19 protein-coding genes and 2 pseudogenes are annotated in these 22,025 nt (G+C 71.8%); 13 read left to right on the forward strand and 8 right to left on the reverse strand.

Annotation, left to right across the window (positions count from 1 at the left end):
- The first annotated feature begins 26 nt into the window (after nucleotides 1–26).
- From ACFVVU_RS03825 to ACFVVU_RS03865, 9 genes and pseudogenes are all read left to right on the forward strand, one after another.
- Complete coding sequence (locus ACFVVU_RS03825) at nucleotides 27–1,046, forward strand: LLM class F420-dependent oxidoreductase (RefSeq protein WP_380682639.1); 1,020 nt, start codon at nucleotides 27–29, stop codon at nucleotides 1,044–1,046.
- A 208-nt stretch (nucleotides 1,047–1,254) separates the two neighbouring features.
- Complete coding sequence (locus ACFVVU_RS03830; protein WP_387788297.1) at nucleotides 1,255–1,512, forward strand: LLM class flavin-dependent oxidoreductase; 258 nt, start codon at nucleotides 1,255–1,257, stop codon at nucleotides 1,510–1,512.
- 118 nt (nucleotides 1,513–1,630) lie between these two features.
- Nucleotides 1,631–2,167: pseudogene (locus ACFVVU_RS03835) on the forward strand (M4 family metallopeptidase); the annotation flags it as partial.
- Nucleotides 2,168–2,727: 560 nt separating this feature from the next.
- On the forward strand, nucleotides 2,728–4,731 hold the full coding sequence (locus ACFVVU_RS03840; RefSeq protein WP_387788277.1) for an alkyl/aryl-sulfatase: 2,004 nt from the start codon (nucleotides 2,728–2,730) through the stop codon (nucleotides 4,729–4,731).
- 77 nt (nucleotides 4,732–4,808) lie between these two features.
- Nucleotides 4,809–5,135, forward strand: coding sequence for a thioredoxin domain-containing protein (locus ACFVVU_RS03845; RefSeq protein ID WP_387788278.1), 327 nt, complete (start codon nucleotides 4,809–4,811; stop codon nucleotides 5,133–5,135).
- A gap of 644 nt (nucleotides 5,136–5,779) precedes the next feature.
- Nucleotides 5,780–7,015, forward strand: a complete 1,236-nt coding sequence (locus ACFVVU_RS03850; RefSeq protein ID WP_387788279.1) for a condensation protein — start codon at nucleotides 5,780–5,782, stop codon at nucleotides 7,013–7,015.
- A gap of 671 nt (nucleotides 7,016–7,686) precedes the next feature.
- Entirely contained in the window at nucleotides 7,687–9,123 is a 1,437-nt protein-coding gene (locus tag ACFVVU_RS03855) for an MFS transporter (protein ID WP_380682644.1), read from the forward strand.
- Complete coding sequence (locus tag ACFVVU_RS03860; RefSeq protein WP_380682645.1) at nucleotides 9,120–10,796, forward strand: glycoside hydrolase family 13 protein; 1,677 nt, start codon at nucleotides 9,120–9,122, stop codon at nucleotides 10,794–10,796. Before ACFVVU_RS03855 ends, ACFVVU_RS03860 begins: the two co-directional genes overlap by 4 nt.
- Nucleotides 10,797–10,900: 104 nt before the next feature.
- Entirely contained in the window at nucleotides 10,901–11,449 is a 549-nt protein-coding gene (locus ACFVVU_RS03865; protein WP_387788280.1) for a TetR/AcrR family transcriptional regulator, read from the forward strand.
- Between the two features lie 981 nt (nucleotides 11,450–12,430).
- Here ACFVVU_RS03865 and ACFVVU_RS03870 read toward each other — a convergent pair.
- Genes ACFVVU_RS03870 through ACFVVU_RS03885 form a run of 4 tightly spaced genes read right to left on the reverse strand, consistent with a single transcriptional unit; the run spans nucleotide 12,431 to nucleotide 14,970 of the window.
- Complete coding sequence (locus ACFVVU_RS03870) at nucleotides 12,431–12,625, reverse strand: NUDIX domain-containing protein (protein ID WP_387788298.1); 195 nt, start codon at nucleotides 12,623–12,625, stop codon at nucleotides 12,431–12,433.
- Between the two features lie 13 nt (nucleotides 12,626–12,638).
- Complete coding sequence (locus ACFVVU_RS03875; RefSeq protein WP_387788281.1) at nucleotides 12,639–13,610, reverse strand: hypothetical protein; 972 nt, start codon at nucleotides 13,608–13,610, stop codon at nucleotides 12,639–12,641.
- Nucleotides 13,607–14,533 (reverse strand): ABC transporter ATP-binding protein, encoded by a 927-nt coding sequence (locus ACFVVU_RS03880; RefSeq protein WP_387788282.1) that lies wholly within the window; start codon nucleotides 14,531–14,533, stop codon nucleotides 13,607–13,609. Before ACFVVU_RS03880 ends, ACFVVU_RS03875 begins: the two co-directional genes overlap by 4 nt.
- Complete coding sequence (locus ACFVVU_RS03885) at nucleotides 14,533–14,970, reverse strand: GntR family transcriptional regulator (RefSeq protein WP_387788283.1); 438 nt, start codon at nucleotides 14,968–14,970, stop codon at nucleotides 14,533–14,535. Before ACFVVU_RS03885 ends, ACFVVU_RS03880 begins: the two co-directional genes overlap by 1 nt.
- A gap of 274 nt (nucleotides 14,971–15,244) precedes the next feature.
- Here ACFVVU_RS03885 and ACFVVU_RS03890 point away from each other — a divergent pair.
- Nucleotides 15,245–15,718: pseudogene (locus tag ACFVVU_RS03890) on the forward strand (M4 family metallopeptidase); the annotation flags it as partial.
- A 131-nt stretch (nucleotides 15,719–15,849) separates the two neighbouring features.
- On the opposite strand, the gene ACFVVU_RS03895 reads toward ACFVVU_RS03890, so the two are convergent.
- The 3 genes from ACFVVU_RS03895 to ACFVVU_RS03905 all read right to left on the reverse strand — a co-directional run bounded on the left by ACFVVU_RS03895 (nucleotide 15,850) and on the right by ACFVVU_RS03905 (nucleotide 17,734).
- Nucleotides 15,850–16,416 (reverse strand): DUF6529 family protein, encoded by a 567-nt coding sequence (locus tag ACFVVU_RS03895; protein ID WP_380687046.1) that lies wholly within the window; start codon nucleotides 16,414–16,416, stop codon nucleotides 15,850–15,852.
- 4 nt (nucleotides 16,417–16,420) lie between these two features.
- On the reverse strand, nucleotides 16,421–16,966 hold the full coding sequence (locus ACFVVU_RS03900) for a hypothetical protein (RefSeq protein WP_387788284.1): 546 nt from the start codon (nucleotides 16,964–16,966) through the stop codon (nucleotides 16,421–16,423).
- A gap of 360 nt (nucleotides 16,967–17,326) precedes the next feature.
- Nucleotides 17,327–17,734 (reverse strand): ArsR/SmtB family transcription factor, encoded by a 408-nt coding sequence (locus tag ACFVVU_RS03905; protein ID WP_387788285.1) that lies wholly within the window; start codon nucleotides 17,732–17,734, stop codon nucleotides 17,327–17,329.
- A gap of 103 nt (nucleotides 17,735–17,837) precedes the next feature.
- Between ACFVVU_RS03905 and ACFVVU_RS03910 the strand changes: the two genes are divergently transcribed.
- Together ACFVVU_RS03910 and ACFVVU_RS03915 are read left to right on the forward strand one after the other, a co-directional pair.
- A complete protein-coding gene (locus ACFVVU_RS03910; RefSeq protein ID WP_387788286.1) occupies nucleotides 17,838–19,856 on the forward strand; it encodes a heavy metal translocating P-type ATPase in 2,019 nt (672 codons plus the stop codon).
- Nucleotides 19,853–20,266 (forward strand): (2Fe-2S) ferredoxin domain-containing protein, encoded by a 414-nt coding sequence (locus ACFVVU_RS03915; RefSeq protein ID WP_387788287.1) that lies wholly within the window; start codon nucleotides 19,853–19,855, stop codon nucleotides 20,264–20,266. Before ACFVVU_RS03910 ends, ACFVVU_RS03915 begins: the two co-directional genes overlap by 4 nt.
- 171 nt (nucleotides 20,267–20,437) lie before the next feature.
- Here ACFVVU_RS03915 and ACFVVU_RS03920 read toward each other — a convergent pair whose 3' ends face one another.
- Nucleotides 20,438–21,601 (reverse strand): low temperature requirement protein A, encoded by a 1,164-nt coding sequence (locus ACFVVU_RS03920; RefSeq protein ID WP_387788288.1) that lies wholly within the window; start codon nucleotides 21,599–21,601, stop codon nucleotides 20,438–20,440.
- 26 nt (nucleotides 21,602–21,627) lie between these two features.
- Here ACFVVU_RS03920 and ACFVVU_RS03925 point away from each other — a divergent pair, with 26 nt between their 5' ends.
- On the forward strand, nucleotides 21,628–21,951 hold the full coding sequence (locus ACFVVU_RS03925) for a helix-turn-helix domain-containing protein (protein ID WP_387788289.1): 324 nt from the start codon (nucleotides 21,628–21,630) through the stop codon (nucleotides 21,949–21,951).
- Nucleotides 21,952–22,025: the final 74 nt, after the last annotated feature.

A 22,025-nucleotide genomic window follows, 5' to 3' on the forward strand; every position in this document is an offset into this window, starting at 1 on the left:
ACCCCCGTACGAGAGAAGGCCGCTCGATGACCACCCCGCACGCACCCGACCGCCGCGCCGAGCCGCCGAAGTGGGGCATCACCCTCCCACTGCCCGGCCTGACCATCGACCGGCACCGCTTCATCGTCGAACGGCTGCCGGAACTCGGGTACACCGACGTCTGGAGCGCCGAGGGCGGCGGCACCGACGCCTTCACCCCGCTGGCCGCCACCGCCGCCTGGTCCCCCTCGCTGCGGATCGGCACCGGCATCGTCCCGGTGCACACCAGGGGCCCCGCCGTACTCGCCCAGACCGCCGCCACCCTGGCCCAACTCGCTCCCGGCCGCCTGCTGCTGGGAATCGGCGCGTCCGTGCCGGCGCACGTCACCGACATCAACGGCATCCCCTTCGACGAACCGTTCAAGCGCACCCGGGACGTCCTGCGCTTCCTCACCCGGGCACTGCGCGGCGAGCACATCGCCGGGGACTTCGACACCTTCTCGATCACCGGCTACCGGCTGCCGCACCCGCCCGTCGAACCGGTCAAGGTGATCCTGGGCGCGCTGCGCCCCGGCATGCTGAAGCTCGGCTTCAACGAGGGCGACGGCGCGATCACCAACCTGCTCTTCCCCGAGGACGTGCCCAAGGTGCTGGACGCCGTCGGGCCGCAGCCGCCGGGCAAGGAACTGGTGGTCAAGGTGTTCGTCTGTCCCACCGAGGACGCCGACTACGCGCACCGGGCCTCCCGGCCGTTCCTGGCCTGGATCCTCAACCGCGAGCCCTACCGCAAGTTCCACGAGTGGCTGGGCCACGGCGAACTGCTGAAGGAGGCCCACGAGCGCTGGGCGGCCGGCGACCCGGAGGGCTCGCAGCGGGCGCTGCCGGACGAGGTGGTCGACGGCCTGTTCGTCTCCGGCTCGCCCGAGGAGTGCCGGGAGCGCATCCTGCGGTACCACCGGCCCGGCGTCACCACCATCCAGCTGTACGTGTCGCTGCCGCCCGAGGTCTTCGTCAGCCGGGCCCGACTTCTCGACACCCTGGCCCGGCTCGGCCCGGCCGCCGGGTAGCGCCGCCGGGCAGCGCGGCCCCGGTCCATGGCACCCTGCCACTGTCCAGGTACGGCCCGGCAGGGGCCCGGGCAGGGCGCGCACCCCCCGTACACCCGCCAACGCGGAGGCAGAGCAATGGAGCCGGAGATCCGGGGCGGTGTGAGAGCCGCCCCCCGTACACGGCCGGACACCGCGCGAGCGGCAGGCGCTGCGCTTCGCCCCGGACCTGCGGGAGCGCGCCGCCGACCCCGGACACGTCGCCAGGACGGCCCGCGAGAACGAGGAGGACGGGCTGGACAGCGCCCTCGTGGTGCAGTCCAGCTCCTGGCCGGACCCGTGGCTGGTGGCGACCTGGGCCCTGGCCGCCGCCAGCCGGCTGCGGATCGCCGTCGCCCACAGCGTCGGCACCACCGCGCCCACCGTCGCCGCCCGCCAACCGGCCACCCTGGACGGGCTGTCGGGCGGCCGGGCGGCGGCCACGTGATCGTCGGCCCAGCGACCTCGACGTCGCCCGGGACGGCGACCTGCTCGGCAAGCAGGACCGCTACCGGCGCGCCGACGAGTACCTCACCCTGCTACGCCGCTCACTGACGGCGGAGAAGGAGCTCGACCACAGCGACCCGCAGCTCCTGTACGTCTTCGAGCCCGGGGCGCTCTCCGAGTCCGTCGCCGACGTCTTCGCTTCCCTCGTCAAGCAGCACGCTCTCGGCCGGAGCGCTGACCGGGCCGACTGGCTCCTCGGCATCGGGATGATCGCCGCGGGCGTCAAGGCCAAGGCCCTGCGCTCGCTGGCCGCACCCGGCACGGCCTACGACGACCCCAGGCTCGGCAAGGACCCGCAGCCGGCCCACACGGACGACTACCACGACATGTCGATCCACCGCGACAATGGCGGAGTGCACGTCAACTCGGGCATCCCCAACCGCGCCTTCCATCTCACCGCCACCGCCATCGGCGGCAACGCCTGGGAGAAGGCCGGCCGGATCTGGTACGACGCCGCCACCGGCGGCAAGCTTTCCGAGGAGGCCACGTTCGCCGACTTCGCCAAGCTGACCGCGACCGCCGCCGAGGAGCTCTACGGCACCGGTGCCGAACTGGACGCCGTCAACAACGCCTGGAAGACCGTCGGCGTGCTCTGAACCCTCCCTCCCCACCGGACGTGCTGTGCCCAACACCTGGATGCGGCGGGGCGCAGGCCGTCCGGTGGTGTCAGCGGCGATCAGTCGCCGGGGGCCAGGGCGGCGTCCGCGGGGGTGGGGCGGGGTCTTGACGCAGTACTCCTGCTTGCCGAAAACGCTGTCGCAGTACTGCCAGAACTTCTGGTGCCACTCGGGACCCAGCAGCGGGCACCAGTCCCGGAAGCTGTGCGGGTGACACTCCAGCCACCGCCCCCCGTCCTCCTCCTCGTTGGCCTCGCGGCCGGGGAGGCCGGAGTGCCACGCCGGGGCGGCGATGCGGAGGTTCCCGTCGGAGCGGCGGACGGACGGCTGATTTCGTCGGCCGGTTGTCCGGAACAGGACTTCAGGAGCCCGACACCGCATCCGTACCGTATGTGCTCGTGTCGCTACGCAACGTGTTTCCTGGTTGGAGGTGAGGTCGGTTCGGCCGCCGTGCCACGACGTCGAACTGCCTGCCCCTCACCTCCTCCCCGCGCGCCGTACCGGCCACCCCGACCGCCGACGAAAGGTGTGGAAAGCCCGTGGCTCTTCCCGACCGTGCCCAGACCCAGCCCGCCACCTCCCTGACGAGGGACTTGAACGCCGCCGTCGTGGTGCCCGACCCGGACACCGACGCGGAGGCCGCGTTCGCCTCCCGGGGCCTGATCGCCGCGCTGCCCGCCGACTTCACCGTCGAGAAGGAGGGCGGCGGTCCGGTGCCCGCCTGGTCGCTGGAACCGTTCCAGTTCCTCACCGGCCAGGCCCCGGACACCGTCAACCCCAGCCTGTGGCGCAACGCCCTGCTGAACATGAACGCGGGCCTGTTCGAGGTCGTCGAGAACGCCGTCTACCAGGTCCGGGGCCTGGACCTGTCCAACATCACCTTCCTGGAGGACCCCACCGGAACCTCCCGGGAGATCGTCGTCGTCGACCCTCTCATCAGCGAGGAGACCGCCGCCGCCGCGCTCGCGCTCTACCGCGAGCACCGGGGTGACGACCGGGTGATCCGCGCGGTGATCTTCACCCACTCCCACCTCGACCACTACGGCGGCGTGCTGGGCCTGTGGGACAACCGGACCCTCCCCGACGGTGTCGAGATCATCGCCCCCGACGGCTTCCTGGAACACGCCGTCAGCGAAAACGTCTACGCGGGCAACGCCATGCAGCGCCGCGCCCAGTTCATGTACGGCTCCCTGCTGGAGCGCTCCGCGCAGGGTCAGGTGGACGCCGGCCTCGGCAAGGCCAACTCCCTGGGCACCTCGGGACTGCTCGCCCCCACCTTCACCGTCACCTCCGACCTCGCCGCCCCCGGCACCGTCCACACCTTCGGACCGGTGAACATCGAGTTCCAGCTCACCCCCGGCACCGAGGCCCCGGCCGAACTCAACTTCTACCTCCCCGACATCCGCTCCCTGTGCATGGCCGAGAACGCCACCCCCACCCTCCACAACCTCTACAGCCTGCGCGGCGCCCAGGTCCGCGACGCCAAGGCGTGGTCGCAGTTCCTGATCCAGTCCACCGACTGGTACGCCGACCGCTCCGACTCCCTGTTCGCCTCCCACTTCTGGCCCCGCTGGAACAGCGAGGAGCAGCCGCAGACGGTCCGCTCCTTCCTCACCTCGCAGGCCGACCTCTACCGCTACCTGCACGACCAGTCGCTGCGCCTGGCCAACCAGGGCCTGACCATGGCGGAGATCGGCGAGGAGCTCGACGGCGCCGTACCCGAGTCGCTGGCCGGGCAGTGGTTCAACCGGGGCTACTACGGCACCGTCAACCACGACTCCAAGGCCGTCTACCAGCGCTACCTCGGCTGGTACGACGGCAACGCCGCACACCTGCACACCCTGCCGCCCGAGGAGGCCGGAGCCCGGTACGTCGACGCCTTCGGCGGCGCGGACAAGGTCGTGGACATCGCCCGGTCGACCTTCGACAACGCCAAGACCGCCCAGGACTACCGGTTCGCCGCCGAACTCCTCACCCACGTGGTCTTCGCCGACCCGACGAACACCGGCGCCCGCGGCCTCCAGGCCGACATCCTCGAACAGCTCGGCTACCAGGCCGAGAGCGGGCCGTGGCGCAACTTCTACCTCGCCGCCGCCAACGAACTGCGTGTCCGCCCGGTGGACAGCCCCGTCACGCTGCCCTCCCCGCAGATCATCACCCCGCCGGTCCTCGCCGCGATGCCGCTGGACATGCTCTTCGACTACCTCGGCATCCGCCTCAACGGACCCAACGCGGCCGGCCGGCCCCTGACCATCGGTCTCACCGTCACCGACGGGATCCCGGACGACCCCACCACCTACACCCTGCGGGTGCGCAACGGTGTCCTCGTCCAGTACCCCGGCACCCTCGACGCGGCCACCGCCGACGCCGTCTACGACATCACCCGCGACGGCCTCAACCGGCTCGCCATCGCCGCTGCCACCCCCGACCAGCTGCTCGCCGACGGTTCCCTCACCGTGACCAGCGGCACCATCGACCCGCTCGACACGCTCAACGCCCTCCTCGACACCTTCGAGTACTGGTTCGGCCTCACCACCCCCTGACCCCGCCTGCGGGCCCTGTCCCTTCCCCGCACGCGGGGATGGGACAGGGCCCGCGCCGACACCTTCGGGAGAGCTTCATGAGCGGCACCGTCGTCCAGGTCACCGATGCCACTTTCGACGCCACGGTCGTCAAGGCGTCCGGCCCGGCCCTGGTCTCCTTCCTCGCGGAGTGGTCCGCGCCCAGCAAGCAGGCCCAGCAGGTCCTCGCGCAGATCGCCGCCGAGTTCGGCGGGCGCCTGACCGTCGCCAACCACGACATCGACAACGGTCCCGCCACACCGCCGAAGTACAACGTCAACGCCGTTCCGACCCACCTGCTGTTCAAGAACGGCAAGGTCGTCGCCACCCGGGTCGGCCCGTTCTCCAAGGGACAGCTCACCGAATGGCTCAACAGCAGCATCTGAGCCGAGCCCGGCCGGCTGGTGCGCTCCGCCGGCTCCAGCCGCTCGAAAGGCGGCAGGAGCCCGGACACCTGGTGTCCGTCGGCCACGGCGTGCTGGTGCACCTACTCCGGTGCGTGGACCGACGCCAAGTACGTCTACGGCCTCAGCGCCACCGAGCCCGAGAAGGCGGTGCTGAGCCGGATGCCCGACACCTGCGCGCGGCCGGTGGCCGGGGCGGCCTTCGACGGCGCCCCGGCCCTGCGGCCCGCGATGGTCCCTCAGGTGCCGGCGCTCGTCCGCCTGGTCGAGGTCGAGGTCGAGGTCGAGGTCGAAGTAGGCGGTCTCGTTGGGGGAGTTGACGAAGATGTCGGCCTTGGCCATGGCGGTGCGGGAGAGGTAGTGTGCCGAACCCGGCGCCGTCGTGCTGGGTGGTCCAGTGGTTGCCCGCCGGCACCCCGATGTTGCGGAACTGCAAGAGTGGGCCGATCAGGTCCTCGTCCAAACGTCGGGCGGAGGATCGGCTTGCGGTCGCGGGCGCAGAAGGGGCGGGTCCGTAGGTCGCCGCTGTCGCTCGTCCGGGTGAATAGGGGCCGATTTGGAGTCTGCGGTTGCCGTCAGAAGTGATGGTGCTCTTGTCAGTCGGGCAGACAGCGAGGGGGAGTGTGGTGGAGCGTCCTCTGGCGCCGCACGAGGCGGCCATCGCCGCGGCCGGGGTTCGCCTGGTGCTGCACTGCGAGGTCATCGGAGAACTGGACGAGGGGGTCCTGTCGCGGGCGCTGGCCCGGCTGGTGGCCTGCTATCCGCTACTGGCCGGCGCGATCACCGCCCCGGACGAGCAGGGTCGGCGGCTGGTCCGTACCCACCCGGCCGGTCCTGGGCCGGTCCTGGGGTGCGGCGTTGATCTGCAGGAGGAGATCAACGCGCCCCTCACCTGGGCGCAGGGCCCACTGCTGCGGGTCACGCTGCTGCGCGAGCCGAACCGTCAGGGCCGCAGCAGGCTGGTGATGACGCTGCCGCGGGCGTTCGCCGACGCGATGAGCTACCAGGCCCTCCACCGGCGCCTGTGGTCCTTCTACGCTGACCTGGCCGCCGGCCGACACGTGGCCGCCGCCCCCGTCCAGCCGGTCCTGGGCCCGGCGCTCGACGATCTGCTCGCGGCCCGCTTCCCCGCGCGGGAACTGCGCGACTTCGTCGCCGAGCGGGCCCGGGTGGATACCGAGTCCCCGCCCGCGCTCCTGCCCGCCCACGCCTCCCTCAACGGCGGCCCCGGCACCGATCCGAGCTTCCGCGTCATCGGCATCGACGTCGACGCCGACCGCTGCGAACGGCTCGTACAGCGTGCCCACGACGCCTCTCTCACGGTCAACGCGCTGGTCAGCGGCATCCTGCTGACCAGCTTGCGCACCCTGTTCCCCGCCTGCGGACCGATTCGGCTGCTGTGCACCACGGCCGTGGACATGCGCCGCAGACTCTCCCCACCGATCCCGACCGAGGTCCTGCAGTCGGCGGCCACCACCACCTCCATCCGCCTCATGGTCGACGACCACGCCCACCCGGTCGACGTCGGACGCGACCTGGACGCCCGACTACGCGCGGACCTGGAGAGCGGGGCCGCGGCGATGGAACTGGCGGCCTTCCCCTACATGCTCGACCAGCACCCGCCCAGCCTGGTCATCACCAACGTCGGAACCATCGCCGAACCGGTTCTGCCCGCAGGACTGCGGATCGGCGATGTACGGCTCGCCCCGTTGGGCCACGTCCCGATGCTCTTCGCGGTCGTCAGCCGCTACCGCGGCCGCCTGACCGTCGACCTGGTCTACAGCAGGGCCTGGTACACCGACCTCCAGATCGACGAAGTGGCCCGCACCGCCCGCGCCACCCTGCACGAGGCGGCGGGGTGACGGCACCGGCGACGTCGGCCGCACAGGGCCGCGACCTGCTGCGCCACTCCCAGTAGACCGTCCAGCCACCCCGACCCCGACAAGGCCGCGCGGAGACTCTGCCCACCGTTGATGACGCTGCGCAGTGACCGATCTCCGACCCCCGCTGCGGCTGCGGCTTCCACCCCGCACCCGACGCCGGAAACGACGGGTCAGGACCGGGCCCGGAATGAGCCGGCTCAGGTCAGGTCGTCGGGGTGGCGTGGTGTCGAACCGCTCGGTTCGGCGCGTCGCTGTCGTCCGCGCCGTCGAGACGGGCGCGCTCACCGCGGACGACCAGGTCGTGGGCGAGTCCCGGTGCCCGCGCGGGGACCTGGTTGCGCGGGCGGGTGAGGACGGGCCCACCTGCGGCAGTCGTGGCAGGCCGCAGCGGCGGCCGACGGCCTCCAGCCGCCGGGTCGTGGCGCTGGACGAAAGCCGCATCGGCTCACGAAATACCAGGCTAGCGCGGGACGAACGCTTGATGTACGGTCGTACACATCGATGATGTACGGTCGTACATCATCTCGGCGTGAACGGCCGCCGACAGCGACTCCGCGCACCGCCCATGAAGCGGTGCGTGTGCGCAACGCATGCCTTTCCTCACCTCAGCGACGAGGCGCTCTTCCGGAGCCTCGAAAGGACCGTTTGTGATGTCAAGAATCGGCGGCTCGGTGGCAGGCCGTGTCCCATTTCCGGAGAAAGTCGCCTACTCGACCGGCGACCTCGCGTTCAACCTCGTGTATGTCGCCACGGGCACATACCTCATGTTCTTCTACACCGAGGTCGTCGGAATTCCGGCAGCTACCGTCGGCACGATGTTCCTGGTGGCCCGCCTGCTTGATGGAGTCTGGGACCTCGCCGTCGGCGTCCTGATGGAGAAGCTCACCTCGCGGTTCGGGAAAGCCCGGCCGTGGCTGCTCTTCCTTGCCGTTCCTTATGGCGTGAGTGCCGCACTTCTGTTCTCGGCGCCGGACCTCGGCGAGACCGGGAAGGTAGTCTACGCATTCGCGACCTACATGCTCTCCGGTGTCGTCATCTATACCGCGATGAACATCCCCTACGGGGCTCTCAGTGCTCTTATGACCGAAGACTCCGGCGAACGCGGCCTGTTGAGCACGTTCCGCATGGTCGGCGCGTATGTGGGGACACTCATCGTCGCCGCGCTCACCATGCCCCTCGTCGACGCGTTCGGGGGAGGCGCCGGCGCGTGGACGCTGACTTTCTCCCTGTACGGCGGACTTGCCGTCGTCCTCTTTTTCATCGTGTTCGTGTTCTGCAAGGAGCGCATCGGTTCGCATCGCGCGCCGGACGAGGCCGGTTCGTCCGACGCGGCCATCCCCGCCGTAGCGGCGGGCCGTCCGTTCACGACCCGTGAGGGTCTCGCGTCGTTGCTGCGCAACAAGTACTGGCTCCAGCTCACACTCCTCGGGATCCTGCTGCTGTCGGCGTACGGCCTTGTCGGGGTCTACCCGTACTACGCCCAGTACGCGCTCGGTGACGAGAACCTCGCGACGATGCTCTTCACGTTCCGCACCATCGTCGAGTTCGCCGGTGTGTTCCTCGCCATTCCCCTGGTGAGGCGGATCGGCAAGCGCAACATCTCGCTGCTCGGATGCGCCGCGATGGTCGTGGGACAACTGGTCATCGCGACGGCCCCCACGGCGCTTCCGGTCGTCCTCACCGGCCTCTCGATCGGCGGCGTCGGTGTGGGAAGCATGTTCGCGGTCCTGTTCGGTATGGTCGCCGACACGATCGAGTACGAGGAGTGGCGCAGCGGTATTCGCGCCGAGGGGCTCGTCTTCGCGGGCGCGACCATCGGGCAGAAGATCGGCGGCGCTCTCGGCGGTGTCGCCATCGGCTGGATGCTCGGATTCGGCGGTTTCCGGGAGGGCGGCGGCGCGAACCAGCCGGCATCCGCCCTCGGTGCGATCGACTTCGTCTTCATATGGCTGCCCCTGATCTTCGCCATCGCGATGGCCGCCGTCCTGGCCTTCTACCACCTCGACAAGGAGCACCCGCAGATCCTCGCGGACCTGCGCAAGCGCCGTGCCGAGTCCGTTTCTCCCGCTCCGGAGGGCGCGGCATGAGCCCGCGAACGCACCACGCGACACCCGATTCCGCCGTCGAACCCATACATGACGCCTTCGGCACTGCGGAATGGTGGCGCACCGCGGTGATCTACCAGGTGTACCCGCGCTCGTTCGCCGACTCGGACGGCGACGGGAACGGCGATCTCGGCGGCATCAAGAACCGCCTCGCCTACCTTCACGACCTCGGTGTCGACGCGATCTGGATCTCCCCCTTCTACCCTTCCCCGCAAGCGGACGGCGGCTACGATGTCGCCGACTACCGCGACGTCGATCCGATGTACGGAACGCTCGCCGATGCCGACGACCTGATCGCGACCGCGCACGCGCTCGGTATCCGGGTGATCATCGACATCGTGCCCAACCACACGAGTGACGAGCATCCCTGGTTCCAGGCGGCACTCGCAGCCGGTCCGGGGTCTCCCGAGCGTGCCCGGTACTGGTTCGTCGACTCGCCCGGGGTGCCGAACAACTGGCCCAGCGAGTTCGGCGGACCGGCGTGGACCCAGGTGGCGGACGGGCAGTGGTACCTGCACCTCTTCGACCGAAAGCAGCCCGATCTCAACTGGGAGAACCCCGAAGTACGGGAGATGTTCGCGGGGACACTGAGGTTCTGGCTGGACCGGGGCGTCGACGGTTTCCGGATCGACGTCGCCCACCACCTGGTCAAGGCGCCGGGCCTTCTGGACTTCGATGCCGACTGGGACGCGTACAACAGGGGCGCGCTCCCCACCAACGCCGTGCCGTTCGCCGACCAGGACGGTGTGCACGACATCTACCAGCAGTGGCGGGCGATCCTCGACGGCTACCCGGGGGAGCGGGCGATGGTCGCGGAGGCCTGGGTGACGCCCCACGACCGGCTCGCCCTGTACGTGCGAGCGGACGAGTTCCAGCAGGCGTTCAACTTCGACTACATGCGCGCGACCTGGGATGCCGATGCCCTGCGGGCGCAGATCAGGACCACGCTGCGGAACGCGGACTCCGTCGGCGCGCCGGCGACCTGGGTGCTCTCGAACCACGACGTCATTCGTCACGCGACCCGGCTCGTGCGGGCCGACCCGACGATGGCACCGTGGATCCTCGAGGCCACCGAGCCCCGGCCGGACACCGGACTCGGCCTGCGCAGGGCGCGGGCGGCGACGGCGCTCATGCTCGCGCTCCCCGGCAGCTCGTATCTGTATCAAGGCGAGGAACTCGGCCTTCGAGAGGTGATCGAGCTCCCCGCCGAGGCCCGCACGGACCCCGACTTCCTTCGCGGGGGCGGGCACCGCCTCGGCCGTGACGGATGCCGGGTGCCGATCCCCTGGAAGAAGGACGCCCCGGCGTTCGGCTTCAACGACACCGGCGCCTCGTGGCTCCCGCAGCCCGCCGACTTCGGCGACTACGCCGTGGACCGGCAACGCGGCCGCGACGGCTCCACCCTGGAGCTCTACCGGAGCCTGCTCGCCGTACGGCGGCAGCGACAGCTGGGGAACGGGTCGCTCGCGCTCGTCGACCTCCGACCGGACGTCGTGGCACTGGACGTCACCAACGATCGGGGAACCACCCGGATCGTGCTCAACCTCGGCTCCGAGCCCTGGCCGATTCCCGCGAGCGCGCGAGTGCTCGTGGCGAGCACGGACGGCGTGACGGACCTCCTTCCCACCGACTGCGCCGTCTGGTTGACGGACTAGACCAGCGGGTGGTCGCCCGACGGGGCGGCCACCCGCCGTGTCGGCTCGCGTACGATCGTCCCCGTACAACGCGCAGCCCATACGCAGTCCGGAGGCGGAACCGAATGGCCAGGCAAGTCGACGCGGGACGTCGGGACCGCATCATTGACGCCGCCGTCGACTGCATCGCGGAACAGGGCGTGGCAGGAACGTCCCACCGGGCGGTCGCCAAGCGCACCGGAGTCCCGCTCGGCTCGATGACGTATCACTTCTCCGGCATCGACGAACTCCTCTACGAGGCGTTCCACCGCTTCACCCAGCGGATCCGCGACATCGTCCAGAGGAGGTTCCAGCACACCGAAGGACCCGCCGACGCCATCGATGCGGTGATCTCGCTCATCTACGACGACTTCGGCGAGGACCAGAACATCTACCATCTCACGTACGAGCTGTACGCCATCGCCTCTCACCGCGCCGAATTCCGCCCGCTGGTCCACGAGATGATCGACGCCGGATTCACCGCACTCCGGGCGCACTTCGACGAGGAAACCGCCCGAGCGATCAACACGTACATCGAGGGCGCGTCCACGCACCTCACCCTGGACACGCGCCCGCAGAGCGTCGATCAGATGCGCCACGCCCTCCAGCGACTGGCCGGACTCGACGCCCGCTGAGCCCTGGGCGTTCGGTACCGCGGCTCACCGTGCCGTCGATGCGGACACGTCGGGTTCACGCTCCGGACGGAGACGGCCTCGGCGAGCGTGGCCACCATCTCCTCGCGCAGGTTTTCCCGGAACGCCGGACCAAGCTCATCGATGGTCCTCGACGTGAAGACGCGGAGGATCGCCCCGTCCTGTGATGCGCCCGGCCATGGCCACGGAGCGTTGACACCCAGGTAGCTGCGGACCTCTCCTGGCCCGAACCGGTCGATGAACTCGCGGTAGTCCGCGGGGAACTCAACTCCGCATGCGTAGGGCCACCGCTCCCACGGTAGCGGTGGCCCGACCGGCTCGGCCGTCAGGTCGGGCAGTTCAGCGAAGTGCGTCACGTCCGTGCGCATGGCGTCACCCCCTTGCGGATCACGTCATCATCTGTCGCCGACACGTGATCAAGGGGCAAGGAGGACCCGGGGCCAGCCACGGCTGGCCGGCGCGCAGGGCCAACGAGCTCGCGGCCGAGCGCGGAGCGCATACCGCATACACCCATACGGGTGCAAAACGCTGGGCCGAGTTGGCCATGGTGCCGCGCCGGCCGGCGCCCGCCTGCCTGGCCGCTGCGCTGGGCGAACGCCTCGGGCGGCCGGTCACGCTCGGGGAGACGGGTATGGGCGAGGTGCGCCCAGTCGACCCCGGTGTGGGGTTGGACTTCCCGTGCGACCCCGAGGTCGCCCTGCGCGGCGCCATCGAGCACTGGAGCGTCCCCGTGAACCGTCGAACTTCTCCTCCCCGGCGCCGGCTCGTTCGCGATCGGCGCCTGCACCACTCCGGCCCTGCGCCTGGCCCGCGCGGCCGGCGACGTCGAGGTCGCCGCGTGCACCCTGGCGACGATCAGCCTCCGGGCGATGCTGCGCGGATACCCGCAGGAGGCGATCGACATGGCCCAGGGAGCCTACGATCGCGCCCGTCACTGGGCCGCGCCGCGCGCGCTCGCGTTCATCAAGCCCTCCGCTCGGCTGCTCTCGAGACGTGCCGGTGCTGGATCTCGAACCGGTACGGGCTGATGTCATACTCGGTCTCGCCGAGCTTGCGCACGATCGTGACGTCCGTGAGCCCGGTCTCCTCCCGGGCTTCCCGCAGCGCGGCGGCCTCCGGGGCCTCGCCCGGCCGGACGCTCCCGGCCGGGACCTGGATGCCGACCTCCTCGTCAGACCGCCCGGCGGCGCACCCACCACAGGGCCGCCGTGGCCAGGAGGAGGGCCAGCAGGAACATCCAGCCGGCTTCGATCCACTGGAACGGCCAGTAGCGGTGGGCCGGCTGGTAGACCTCGTGCGCGGTGAACGAGCCGTCGCGCAACAGCGCCCGGCCCTGGGTGAAGGTGTCGACCTTGCGGTAGAACTCGTCCGAGGTGTACCGGTTGCCCGCCACGTCCGAGAACCAGACGGAGGAGACCCAGCTCTGGTCCGTCGTGACCGAGTTGAGAGTCTGGACAGTGCGTTCCATCGGCGGCAGGTAGTTGAACCGCACCGCCTCCGCCACGAACGGCAGCGCCACCGACACGGCCAGGGCGATGCCGATCGCGACGACGGTGCGGCGCAGGACCGCGCCCGCGAGGACGGCCACGGCGAAGGTGAGCAGCGAGCGGGCCACCATCACCGGCGCCCCCTGGACGAAGAGGTCGCGGCCGAAGCGGCTGCTCTCCTGGGCGAGCGGCGCGTTCCACCAGGCCAGCACCAGTGCGAGCAGCAGTGATCCCGCCGCCAGCGCGGCGCCTGCGAGGGCCGTCACGCCGACCGTCCAGCGGGCGCGGCCGGCGCCCTGCGTCCAGGCGAAGCGGTAGGTGCCGTGCTCGAACTCCCTGGCCAGCAGCGGGCCTCCGAGGAAGGCGCCGAACGCGCCGCCGAGCGCGTAGAGCAAGCTGTCACCGACCTGGAGCGCGGCGCCGTACTCCCGGAGGAAGTTCTTCCACATGGTGATGCACTCGTCGGAGGCCGGGTCGCAGGTGTCCGCCCCGGTGGCCGTCAGGCCGTCGTGCACGTACCAGCCGTGCGCCCAGAACAGGGCGCCGAGGGCGGAGAGGACGCCGAACAGGGTCAGCAGGGACGTGCGATGCCGCAGGGCGGCGGCCTTGGTCACCCCGAGCGCGGAGGCGCCCGGGGTCGCGGTCAGCGTGCTCACGCGCGCAGTGCTCCTTCACCGGTAGGGACAGCCCGACGTGGGCCGGGGAGGGCGGAGGCCGTCGGCTCGCGCAGGTAGGCGAGCACCAACTCCTCAAGTCCGACACGCTGTTGGCTCCAGGCGCCGGAGACCGGGGCGTCCGCGCCGCCGGTGCGCACCAGCAGGTGGGACTGCGCTCCGGCGCGGCGGTCGCGCACGACGGGCAGTCGGGCGGCCACCTCCTCGGCCTCGGCGGTCGGGCCGGTGAGCATCCGGTGGCCGACGAGCAGGTCGTCGACCTCCCCCGCGACCTGCACCCGGCCGCCGCCGAGCACCACCAGGTAGTCACAGGCCTGTTCGAGCTCGCTGACGGCGTGCGAGGAGAACACCACCGAGAGGCCGTCCTCGGCGACGGCCGTGAGCAGCGCGGCCATGAAGTCGTGCCGGGCGAGCGGGTCGAGTGCGGCCAGCGGCTCGTCCATCAGGAGGAGTTCGGGGCGCTTGGCCAGGGCCAGGGCGAGCGAGACCTGGGCCTGCTGGCCGCCGGAGAGGCGCCCGTACTTGCGCTCGACCGGGATGCCGAGGTCCGCCAGGTGGGTGCGCGCCCGGGCGTCGTCCCAGCGGCGGTTGAGGTGGCGGCCCATCGCGAGCAGGTCGCCCACGCGAAGGCCCGGGTAGAGCGCGGCGTTCTGGGCGACGAAGGCGATCCGGTCCAAGGCCTCGGGGGATCCGGGTAGTTGGCCGCCGAGGACGTTCATCGCGCCCTCGGTGGGCAGGGAGAGCCCGGCCAGGAGGCCGAGCAGGGTGGTCTTGCCCGCGCCGTTGGGGCCGACCAGTGCCACCACGTGCCCGGCGGGGATCGCCAGGTTGCAGTCCTTCAGCGCCCAGGAGCGGCGGTAGCGCTTGCCGATCCCGCCGCAGTCGATCACCGTGTCTCCGGCCATCAGGCCACCACCCCGTCACGGCCCTCGCGCAGGTCGCGCAGCGCGTCCTCGAACACCGCAACCATCCCCCCTTCGTCCAGCCCGGCGGCTCGCGCCGAGCGCATCCAGTCCAGCAACCCCCGCCGCAGCGCGGCCCGTTCGCGCAGCGGAACCACCCCGGCGGGCAGCCCGCGCACGAAGGTGCCCTGGCCGCGCCGGCCGGTGGCCAGGCCCCGGTGTTCCAACTCCCGGTATGCCTTGAGCACGGTGTTGGGGTTGATCGCCAGGCCGGCGACCACCTCGCGCACCCGGGGCAGCCGGTCCCCCTCGGTCAACCAGCCCATCCGCAACGCCTGTTCGACCTGCTGCACGAGTTGCAGATAGGTCGGGATGCCGGAGGCCGGGTCCAGGCGGAACTCGATGGGAGAGGGCTGGTCGGCGCCTTTATCTAGTTCCATAGGTAAAGAGATAAGCGGCTGGATGGCAGTCCGTCAAGTCGAGGAAGCGCACCGGGCACCGCCCAGCCCTCCACCGGACACGCTTGGTGACTCCGGGGCCTGACGCAACGTCGGCTCCAACGAGCTGAAGTGGTGAGTCCGGCCACCAGCTCGGTGCGCCCGTCGCGCGCCTGGGCCCGGTTGACGAGCGAGCCGCCGCCGTCACCGACCGCAGGGGCGGTGCCGCCTACGGCATGCTCGGCGGCCTGCTCGCCGCCCCAGGCCGGTACACAAGGAGCCCGGCGCGCTCTCCGTGCCCATCTCCGATGTCTTCGCCTCCCTCGTCAAGCAGTACGCGCTGGGCCGGAGCGCCGACCGGGCCGACTGGCTCCTCGGCGCCGGGATGCTCACCCCGGGTGTCAACGGCAAGGCCCTGCGCTCGCTGGCCGCACCCGGCACGGCCTACGACGACCCCAGGCTCGGCAAGGACCCGCAGCCGGCCCACACGGACGGCTGCCACGACATGCCGATCCACCGGGACAACGGCGGAGTGCACGTCAACTCGGGTGTCCGCAACCGCGCCTTCCACCTCACCGCCACCGCCATCGGCGGCAACGCCTGGGAGAAGGCCGGCCGGATCTGGTACGACGCCGCCACCGGCGGCAAGCTCTCCGAGGAGGCCAGGTTCGCCGACTTCGCGAAGCTGACCGCGGCCGTCGCCGAGGAGCTCTACGGCGCCGGGACCGAACTGGACGCCGTCACCTCGGCCAGGCATCCCGCGCACCGACCACCACTTCCGCTCCCCGGCGCTCCCCGGCGTTCCGCCGGAGGCCCGTGGACGGGTGCCCCGAGCTGCGAGGGGGCTTCCGGTGGGATCGGCTACGGACCGATCCCACCAGGCTAGAAGCCCGGTGCGTGGTAGCCGTTGAGGTACCAGAGCGCCGCCGAGTACCAGAGCAGTGCGATGGTGAGGACGAGGACGCCGCCGGCGGCGGGCAGGGCCCAGCCGGGCAGTCGCCGGTGGCGGACGACGATCACTTTGGCGACGAAGGCGCCGTAGAGGAAGCAGCCGCTCAGTGAGTGCAGGGTGGTGCGGGCGTCGGTCAGCTGCACCCCGTAGGCGACCAGGCAGTGCCGGGCGATCGGCAGGGAGAGCAGGAAGGCGGCGAGGCCGCCGAGCCGGTGGATCCGTCCGACCGGTCGTGGCGCCGCTCCCAGGCCGGGGAGTCGCCCGTACAGCCAGAGAGCGAGCAGCAGTTGGATCAGGGCGAGGCCGAGCAGGGCGGTGCCGAGCTCGGCCTTCAGCTGCTGGGCGTCGCCGAATCGGGCGCCGAACAGGGAGGTGGCGTACGCGGGAGTGTGCGCGCGGCCGAACCAGAACACGCCGACCACCGCCGCGACCGGCGGGAGCGCCCAGAGCGCGGCCCGTAGCGTTCGCCCGGACTCCGGGCGCTCGTCGCCGGTCACCGGATCAGCTGCTCTCGACCTTGTTGCCGGCCGGGTTCACGACGTACCACTTGGCGCCGAAGGCGCTGGATTCCTGGCCGTTGGTGTCGCCCTGGGCCTTGTCGCCCTGGAAGTGGTAGAGCGGGTGGCCGTTGTAGACGATCTGGGTCTTGCCGTCGGTGCGGGTGCTCGTGGACAGCTTGGTCTGCTCGGCGCCGTGGGCGGCGGTGGGGGCGCCCTCGGTGAGGGCCGGTGGCCAGGCCGCGGCGCAGTCGCCGTAGCAGGTGGAGGCGGTGGAGGTGTCCTTCTCGAAGAGGTAGAGGGTCATGCCCTGGGAGTCGACCAGGATGTCGCCGAACTGGCCGATGGGTGCTGCCGCGACGATCGCGGCGCCGCCCGCACCGGTCGGGGTGCTCGTGGCGGTGCCGGTGGCGGTGCTGGTCGGCTGCGTCGCGGTGGGGGACGGGCTTGACTGACCGGTGGTCGATTTACTGCTCGAACAACCGCCGCACACCGCGGTGAGCAGGGTGACGGCGGCGAGCGAGACGGCCGCGAGGCGGCGCTGGTTCATGGGGCTCTCCGGCGGATCGAGGACGCTGGGCTCCACTACGGCCAGATCGGCCCGACGCGGCCCCGGCGGCGCGCCGGACGGTCAGCGCGTCGGGGGACACGGGGGGAGCCGATCAGGTGAAGGCGTGACGCCGGGTCGGCGGTGGTGAGGGGCGGCGCGGCCGCCAGGGTGCCGCGTCTCTTCGCGCCGTTCGTGCTCGTGCTCGTCGTCATCGCCGTGCCCTCCGTCGTCCTGCGGTCGGTGTGGGTACGACGGTGTCGAGCGCCCGTCAGCCGCTCGGCAGAGCGACGGCAAAGGCGTGTAAGACGTCATCGGGGGGTTCCCGCCGGACTTCGTCCCGCCCGGTGCGGGGAGGGCCGGTCAGGGCGTGGGGTCGAGCGCCGGGTCCGATCCGTCGGCCTCGGCCTGCGCCTCGGCCGCGTCGCTCAGGCCGAGGCGCAGGTGCTCGGTGTGGTAGACGGCCTGGTCGAGGAGTTCGGCGACGTGGTTGTCGTGCAGCGCGTAGACGACCGAGCGGCCCTGGCGCCGGCCGACGACCAGGCCGAGGTTGCGCAGCAGGCGCAGTTGGTGGGAGCAGGCGGACTGTTCCATGCCGACCTCGTGGGCGAGTTCGGTGGCGGCGCAGGGGCCTTCGCGCAGACGGGCGAGGATCAGCAGCCGCGACGGTGTGGCCAGGGCTTGGAGAGTGCCGGCCACCCGGGCGGCGTTGGAGGCGTCCAGGCGTATGCGGGGGACGGCGTTCTTCGGGGGAGCGGCTCCATGACCCATGGGCCAATACTACAGACCATAGATGAAGAACTGTTCATATGTTCCTGTATTGTGAGTTGAGTCGTTAGTCCTGCCCTGGCCTGTGCGAAGGGTCCTGCCTGCCATGTCCTCCACCCTGACCGAGCGCCCCGCCACCGCGGTGGCCGCGGCGCCCGCGACTGTCGCGCCCCGGCGGCGCACGCGGATCTTCGCCCTGCCGGAGGCCCGATGGGCCGCCGCCTCGCTGGTGCTGTTCCTGATCGCGCTGCCGCTGCAGCTGACCGGCGCCCCGGCCTGGGCGTGGGGGCCGCTGTACGCGCTCGCGTACCTGACCGGCGGGTGGGAGCCGGCCTGGGCGGGCCTTCGGGCGCTGCGGGAGAAGACGCTCGACGTCGACCTGCTGATGATCGTCGCGGCGCTGGGCGCGGCGGCGGTCGGGCAGGTGATGGACGGCGCGCTGCTGATCGTCATCTTCGCCACCTCCGGTGCGCTGGAGGCGATCGCCACCGCCCGCACCGCCGACTCGGTGCGCGGACTGCTCGACCTCGCCCCCACGACGGCGGCCCGGCTGCTCGACGACGGCACCGAGGAGACCGTGCCGACCGGGCACCTGGCCGTCGGCGACACGATCCTGGTCCGGCCGGGCGAGCGGATCGGCGCCGACGGACGGGTGCTGGACGGCGCGAGCGACGTCGACCAGGCCACCATCACCGGCGAGCCGCTTCCGATCGCCAAGGCGACCGGCGACGAGGTGTTCGCCGGCACCCTCAACGGCACCGGCGCGCTGCGGGTGAAGGTCGAGCGGGACGCCTCCGACTCGGTGATCGCCCGCATCGTGAAGATGGTCGAGGAGGCGTCCGAGACCAAGGCGCCGACGCAGCTGTTCATCGAGAAGGTCGAGCAGCGGTACTCGATCGGCATGGTCGTCGCCACCCTCGCGGTCTTCGCCGTCCCGCTGGCCTTCGGCGCCGCGTTCACCGGCTCGCTGCTGCGGGCGATGACGTTCATGATCGTTGCTTCCCCCTGCGCCGTGGTGCTGGCCACCATGCCGCCGCTGCTCTCCGCGATCGCCAACGCCGGACGGCACGGCGTGCTGGTCAAGTCCGCCGTGGTGATGGAGCGGCTGGGCCAGGTCGACGCGGTCGCTCTGGACAAGACCGGCACCCTCACCGAGGGCACTCCGCGCGTCACCGACATCCGTCCGCTGCCCGGAACCGGCTTCACCGTGGAGGAGCTGCTGGCGCTGGCGGCGGCGGCCGAGCACCCCAGCGAGCACCCGCTCGCCCGCGCGATCGTGGACGCCGCCCGCACCCGCGGGCTCACCCCGGCCGCGGCGCAGGACTTCTCCTCCGCCCCCGGCATCGGTGTCACCGCCACCGTCGACGGCCGCGCCGTCGCCGTCGGCGCCCCGGCGCGGCTGCGCGGAGGCGCCTCCCGGCCGGAGGGCGGGGGAGGCGCCGACGGCGGCATCCGCGCGCGGGCCGCCGCCGTCGCGGCCGAGTTGGAGGACGGCGGCCGCACCGCGGTCCTCGTCGAGGTCGACGGCGTCCCGGCCGGCGTCCTCGGCATCGCGGACCGCCTGCGTCCGGACGCCCCCGCGACCGTCGGCGCGCTGACCGCGCTGACCGGTGCCGCCCCGGTCCTGCTGACCGGCGACAACCCGCGCGCCGCGAAGCGCCTGGCCGGCGAGGTCGGCATCACGGACGTGCGGGCGGGGCTGCTGCCGCAGGACAAGGTCGCCGCGGTCAAGGAGTGGGAGGCGGCCGGGCGCAAGGTGCTGGTGGTCGGCGACGGTGTCAACGACGCTCCCGCGCTCGCGGCCGCGCACACCGGCCTCGCGATGGGCCGGGCCGGCTCCGACCTCGCCCTGGAGACCGCCGACGCGGTCATCGTCCGCGACGAACTCGCCACCGTCCCCGCCGTCGTCGCGCTCTCCCGCCGGGCCCGCTCCTTCGTGGTGCAGAACCTGGTGATCGCCTCGGTGTTCATCGGCGTGCTGGTGGTGTGGGACCTGGTCGCCACCCTGCCGCTGCCGCTGGGCGTGCTCGGCCACGAGGGTTCCACCGTGATCGTCGGCCTGAACGGGCTGCGCCTGCTGCGCGACGCTGCCTGGAAGCGGGCCGCCGCCGAGGGCCTCCGATGAGCCGCCGGGCGCGCGAGAAGGCCCAGGCTCCCGCCCTGGGGGCGGCGGCCCGCTGCACCGTGACCGTCTGCCGGGGCTGCTGCTGCGGTACGGCGAAGGTTCCCGGCCTCGATCATGCCGCCCAGCTCGCCGGGCTGCGGGCCGCGCTGGCGGGAACGGCGAACGTGCGCCCGGTCGACTGCCTGGACGCCTGCGAGCGGGCCAATGTGATCGTCGTCCAGCCCTCCCCGGAGGGCCGGAAGGCGGGCGGGCGGCCGGTCTGGCTCGGGCTGGTCAACGATCCGGAGGCGGCTGCCGACCTCACCGCCTGGATCGAGGCGGGCGGCCCCGGCGCGGCCGGGATGCCCGGTGTCCTCGACCTGTACGCCTTCCAGCCGTCCCGCCGCATCCGGGGGCGGATCGGCGACTGAGCCCTGCGGCGGCTGCGCGGACCTCGGCACGACTTCGCCACTCCGGGCTGGATCGGCTGGGGCCGGATCCTGCCCACCGCCTGATCCTGTCGGCCGTCGGACTCCTCCTGTGACCGCGGTGCCCCATCGCCTCCCGGCGGTGGGGCACCGCGCGTTCCGGCGGGCCGACGGTCAGGGCGGGCCCGCGTCGGGCATGGCGGCGAGGACACGGCGGTGCACCGGTTTCAGGGCGAGGACGAGCGACACGAGGACGGCGTCCAGGAGCAGGACGGACACCAGGGGCGGCAGCCAGCGGGCCGGGACGGCAGCGAGGGCGCAGGCGAGGCAGGCGAGCAGGCGGGTGCCCCAGGCCTGGCCGGTGGAGGTGTAGTACCACCAGGCCTGGGTGATCACGTAGAGGATCGGGCCGCCGAACAGGAGGAGGCTGAGCGTGGTGCTGCCGTGGCCGGTGGGGTGGGCGATGGCGAGTTCGGCGCCGACGGCGAGGGCGACCAGGCCGGCCAGGGTGGGGTACTGGCCGCTGACGGCGTGGCGGACCGGCAGCAGGCGGTCGGTCGCGGTGGCGACGTGCCGCGCCAGGATGGACTCGCCGCCCCGGAAGTAGCTCGCACACAGGCACACCACGGCGACGAACACGCCCAGGCCGGTGGTCACGGTCGGCGGGTCTACCGGGGCGGCGGAGATCGCCCCGCCGATGGTCAGCACGGTCTCGCCGAGCTGCAGGATGATGAACAGACGGATCCGTTCCACCATGTGGTCGGCGTCGAAGACCAGGTCGCGGGAGGTGAGGACGTTGCCGGGCAACGGGTGCGCCAGCCACACGCCGGTCATGTCGACCGCGGCGGCAGCGGCCCACCAGGCCAGCCGTGGCCCGGAACCGACGCCCGCCCCGACGAGCCACAGCGGGACGGAGACGACCGCCCACACGGTCACCCGGCGGTAGTGCCGGCGCAGCACGGCCGTCGGGGCGGTCACGGCGGCCGTGACGTCGGTCAGGAACAGGATCGCGACCAGGGGGACGGCGAAGGCCCACGGCCGGCCGGCGAACGCGTGCGGCACCTGGGCGTTCATGAACAGCCCCAGGCCCATCACCGTCAGCACCAGCCACCGCGTCCGGGGCAGCTCCACGTCCAGGAAGGTGGCGTCGAAGCTGGTGAGCGCCCAGCAGCTGAGCACCGCGACCAGCATCACCGCGGTCTCCGCCGCACCGCGCCAGGACAGCTCCTCGTGCAGGTGCTCCGCGAGCTGGCCGATGGCGAAGACGAAGACCAGGTCGAAGAAGAGCTCCAGCGGGGAGACACTGCGGCGCAGGACGGAGAACGGCGCGCGGCTCACCTCGCCGCGCCCTTCCGGTACACGCGATGGCTCGGCATGGGTTCACGATCGGACGGGGCCCGGCCTCGCGCAATCGGGAGTCCGGCCCGCGGGTCAGGCGATGCGGAGGGTGGCGGCGCGTACTCCCAGAGCGGGTCGGCGGGGCGGCGGGGTCGAGGGCGTGGGCGGCGACGCCGCCGGGGCGGTTCGCCGCCCGACGGCTACGCGAGGGCCAGGACAGCCTGGCCGCCATCGCCCACGCCGTCGGCTACGGGGCGGCGAGCGCGCTGAGTGTCGCGTTCAGGCGGGCGCCGGGCGTACCCCCGGGCGACTACCGCCGGAACCCGGTGGCGGCCGAGCACTTGCATTAGCCAGCGTGTGCAACTATTGTCTTCACATGTAAGGCGCTTCCGCATCTATCCGGAACGCCCCGCCCACCCCTTGA

Source organism: Kitasatospora sp. NPDC057965 (genome assembly GCF_042887135.1).
GTDB lineage: Bacteria > Actinomycetota > Actinomycetes > Streptomycetales > Streptomycetaceae > Kitasatospora.

Bases quoted from the DNA above. Each gene is read 5' to 3' on its own strand.
- ACFVVU_RS03825 (WP_380682639.1), top strand. From the start codon at position 27: ATGACCACCCCGCACGCACCCGACCGCCGCGCCGAGCCGCCGAAGTGG.
- ACFVVU_RS03845 (WP_387788278.1), top strand. From the start codon at position 4,809: ATGAGCGGCACCGTCGTCCAGGTCACCGATGCCACTTTCGACGCCACG.
- ACFVVU_RS03855 (WP_380682644.1), top strand. From the start codon at position 7,687: ATGTCAAGAATCGGCGGCTCGGTGGCAGGCCGTGTCCCATTTCCGGAG.
- ACFVVU_RS03860 (WP_380682645.1), top strand. From the start codon at position 9,120: ATGAGCCCGCGAACGCACCACGCGACACCCGATTCCGCCGTCGAACCC.
- ACFVVU_RS03865 (WP_387788280.1), top strand. From the start codon at position 10,901: ATGGCCAGGCAAGTCGACGCGGGACGTCGGGACCGCATCATTGACGCC.
- ACFVVU_RS03880 (WP_387788282.1), bottom strand. From the start codon at position 14,533: ATGGCCGGAGACACGGTGATCGACTGCGGCGGGATCGGCAAGCGCTAC.
- ACFVVU_RS03885 (WP_387788283.1), bottom strand. From the start codon at position 14,970: ATGGAACTAGATAAAGGCGCCGACCAGCCCTCTCCCATCGAGTTCCGC.
- ACFVVU_RS03900 (WP_387788284.1), bottom strand. From the start codon at position 16,966: ATGAACCAGCGCCGCCTCGCGGCCGTCTCGCTCGCCGCCGTCACCCTG.
- ACFVVU_RS03905 (WP_387788285.1), bottom strand. From the start codon at position 17,734: ATGGGTCATGGAGCCGCTCCCCCGAAGAACGCCGTCCCCCGCATACGC.
- ACFVVU_RS03910 (WP_387788286.1), top strand. From the start codon at position 17,838: ATGTCCTCCACCCTGACCGAGCGCCCCGCCACCGCGGTGGCCGCGGCG.
- ACFVVU_RS03915 (WP_387788287.1), top strand. From the start codon at position 19,853: ATGAGCCGCCGGGCGCGCGAGAAGGCCCAGGCTCCCGCCCTGGGGGCG.
- ACFVVU_RS03925 (WP_387788289.1), top strand. From the start codon at position 21,628: ATGGCTCGGCATGGGTTCACGATCGGACGGGGCCCGGCCTCGCGCAAT.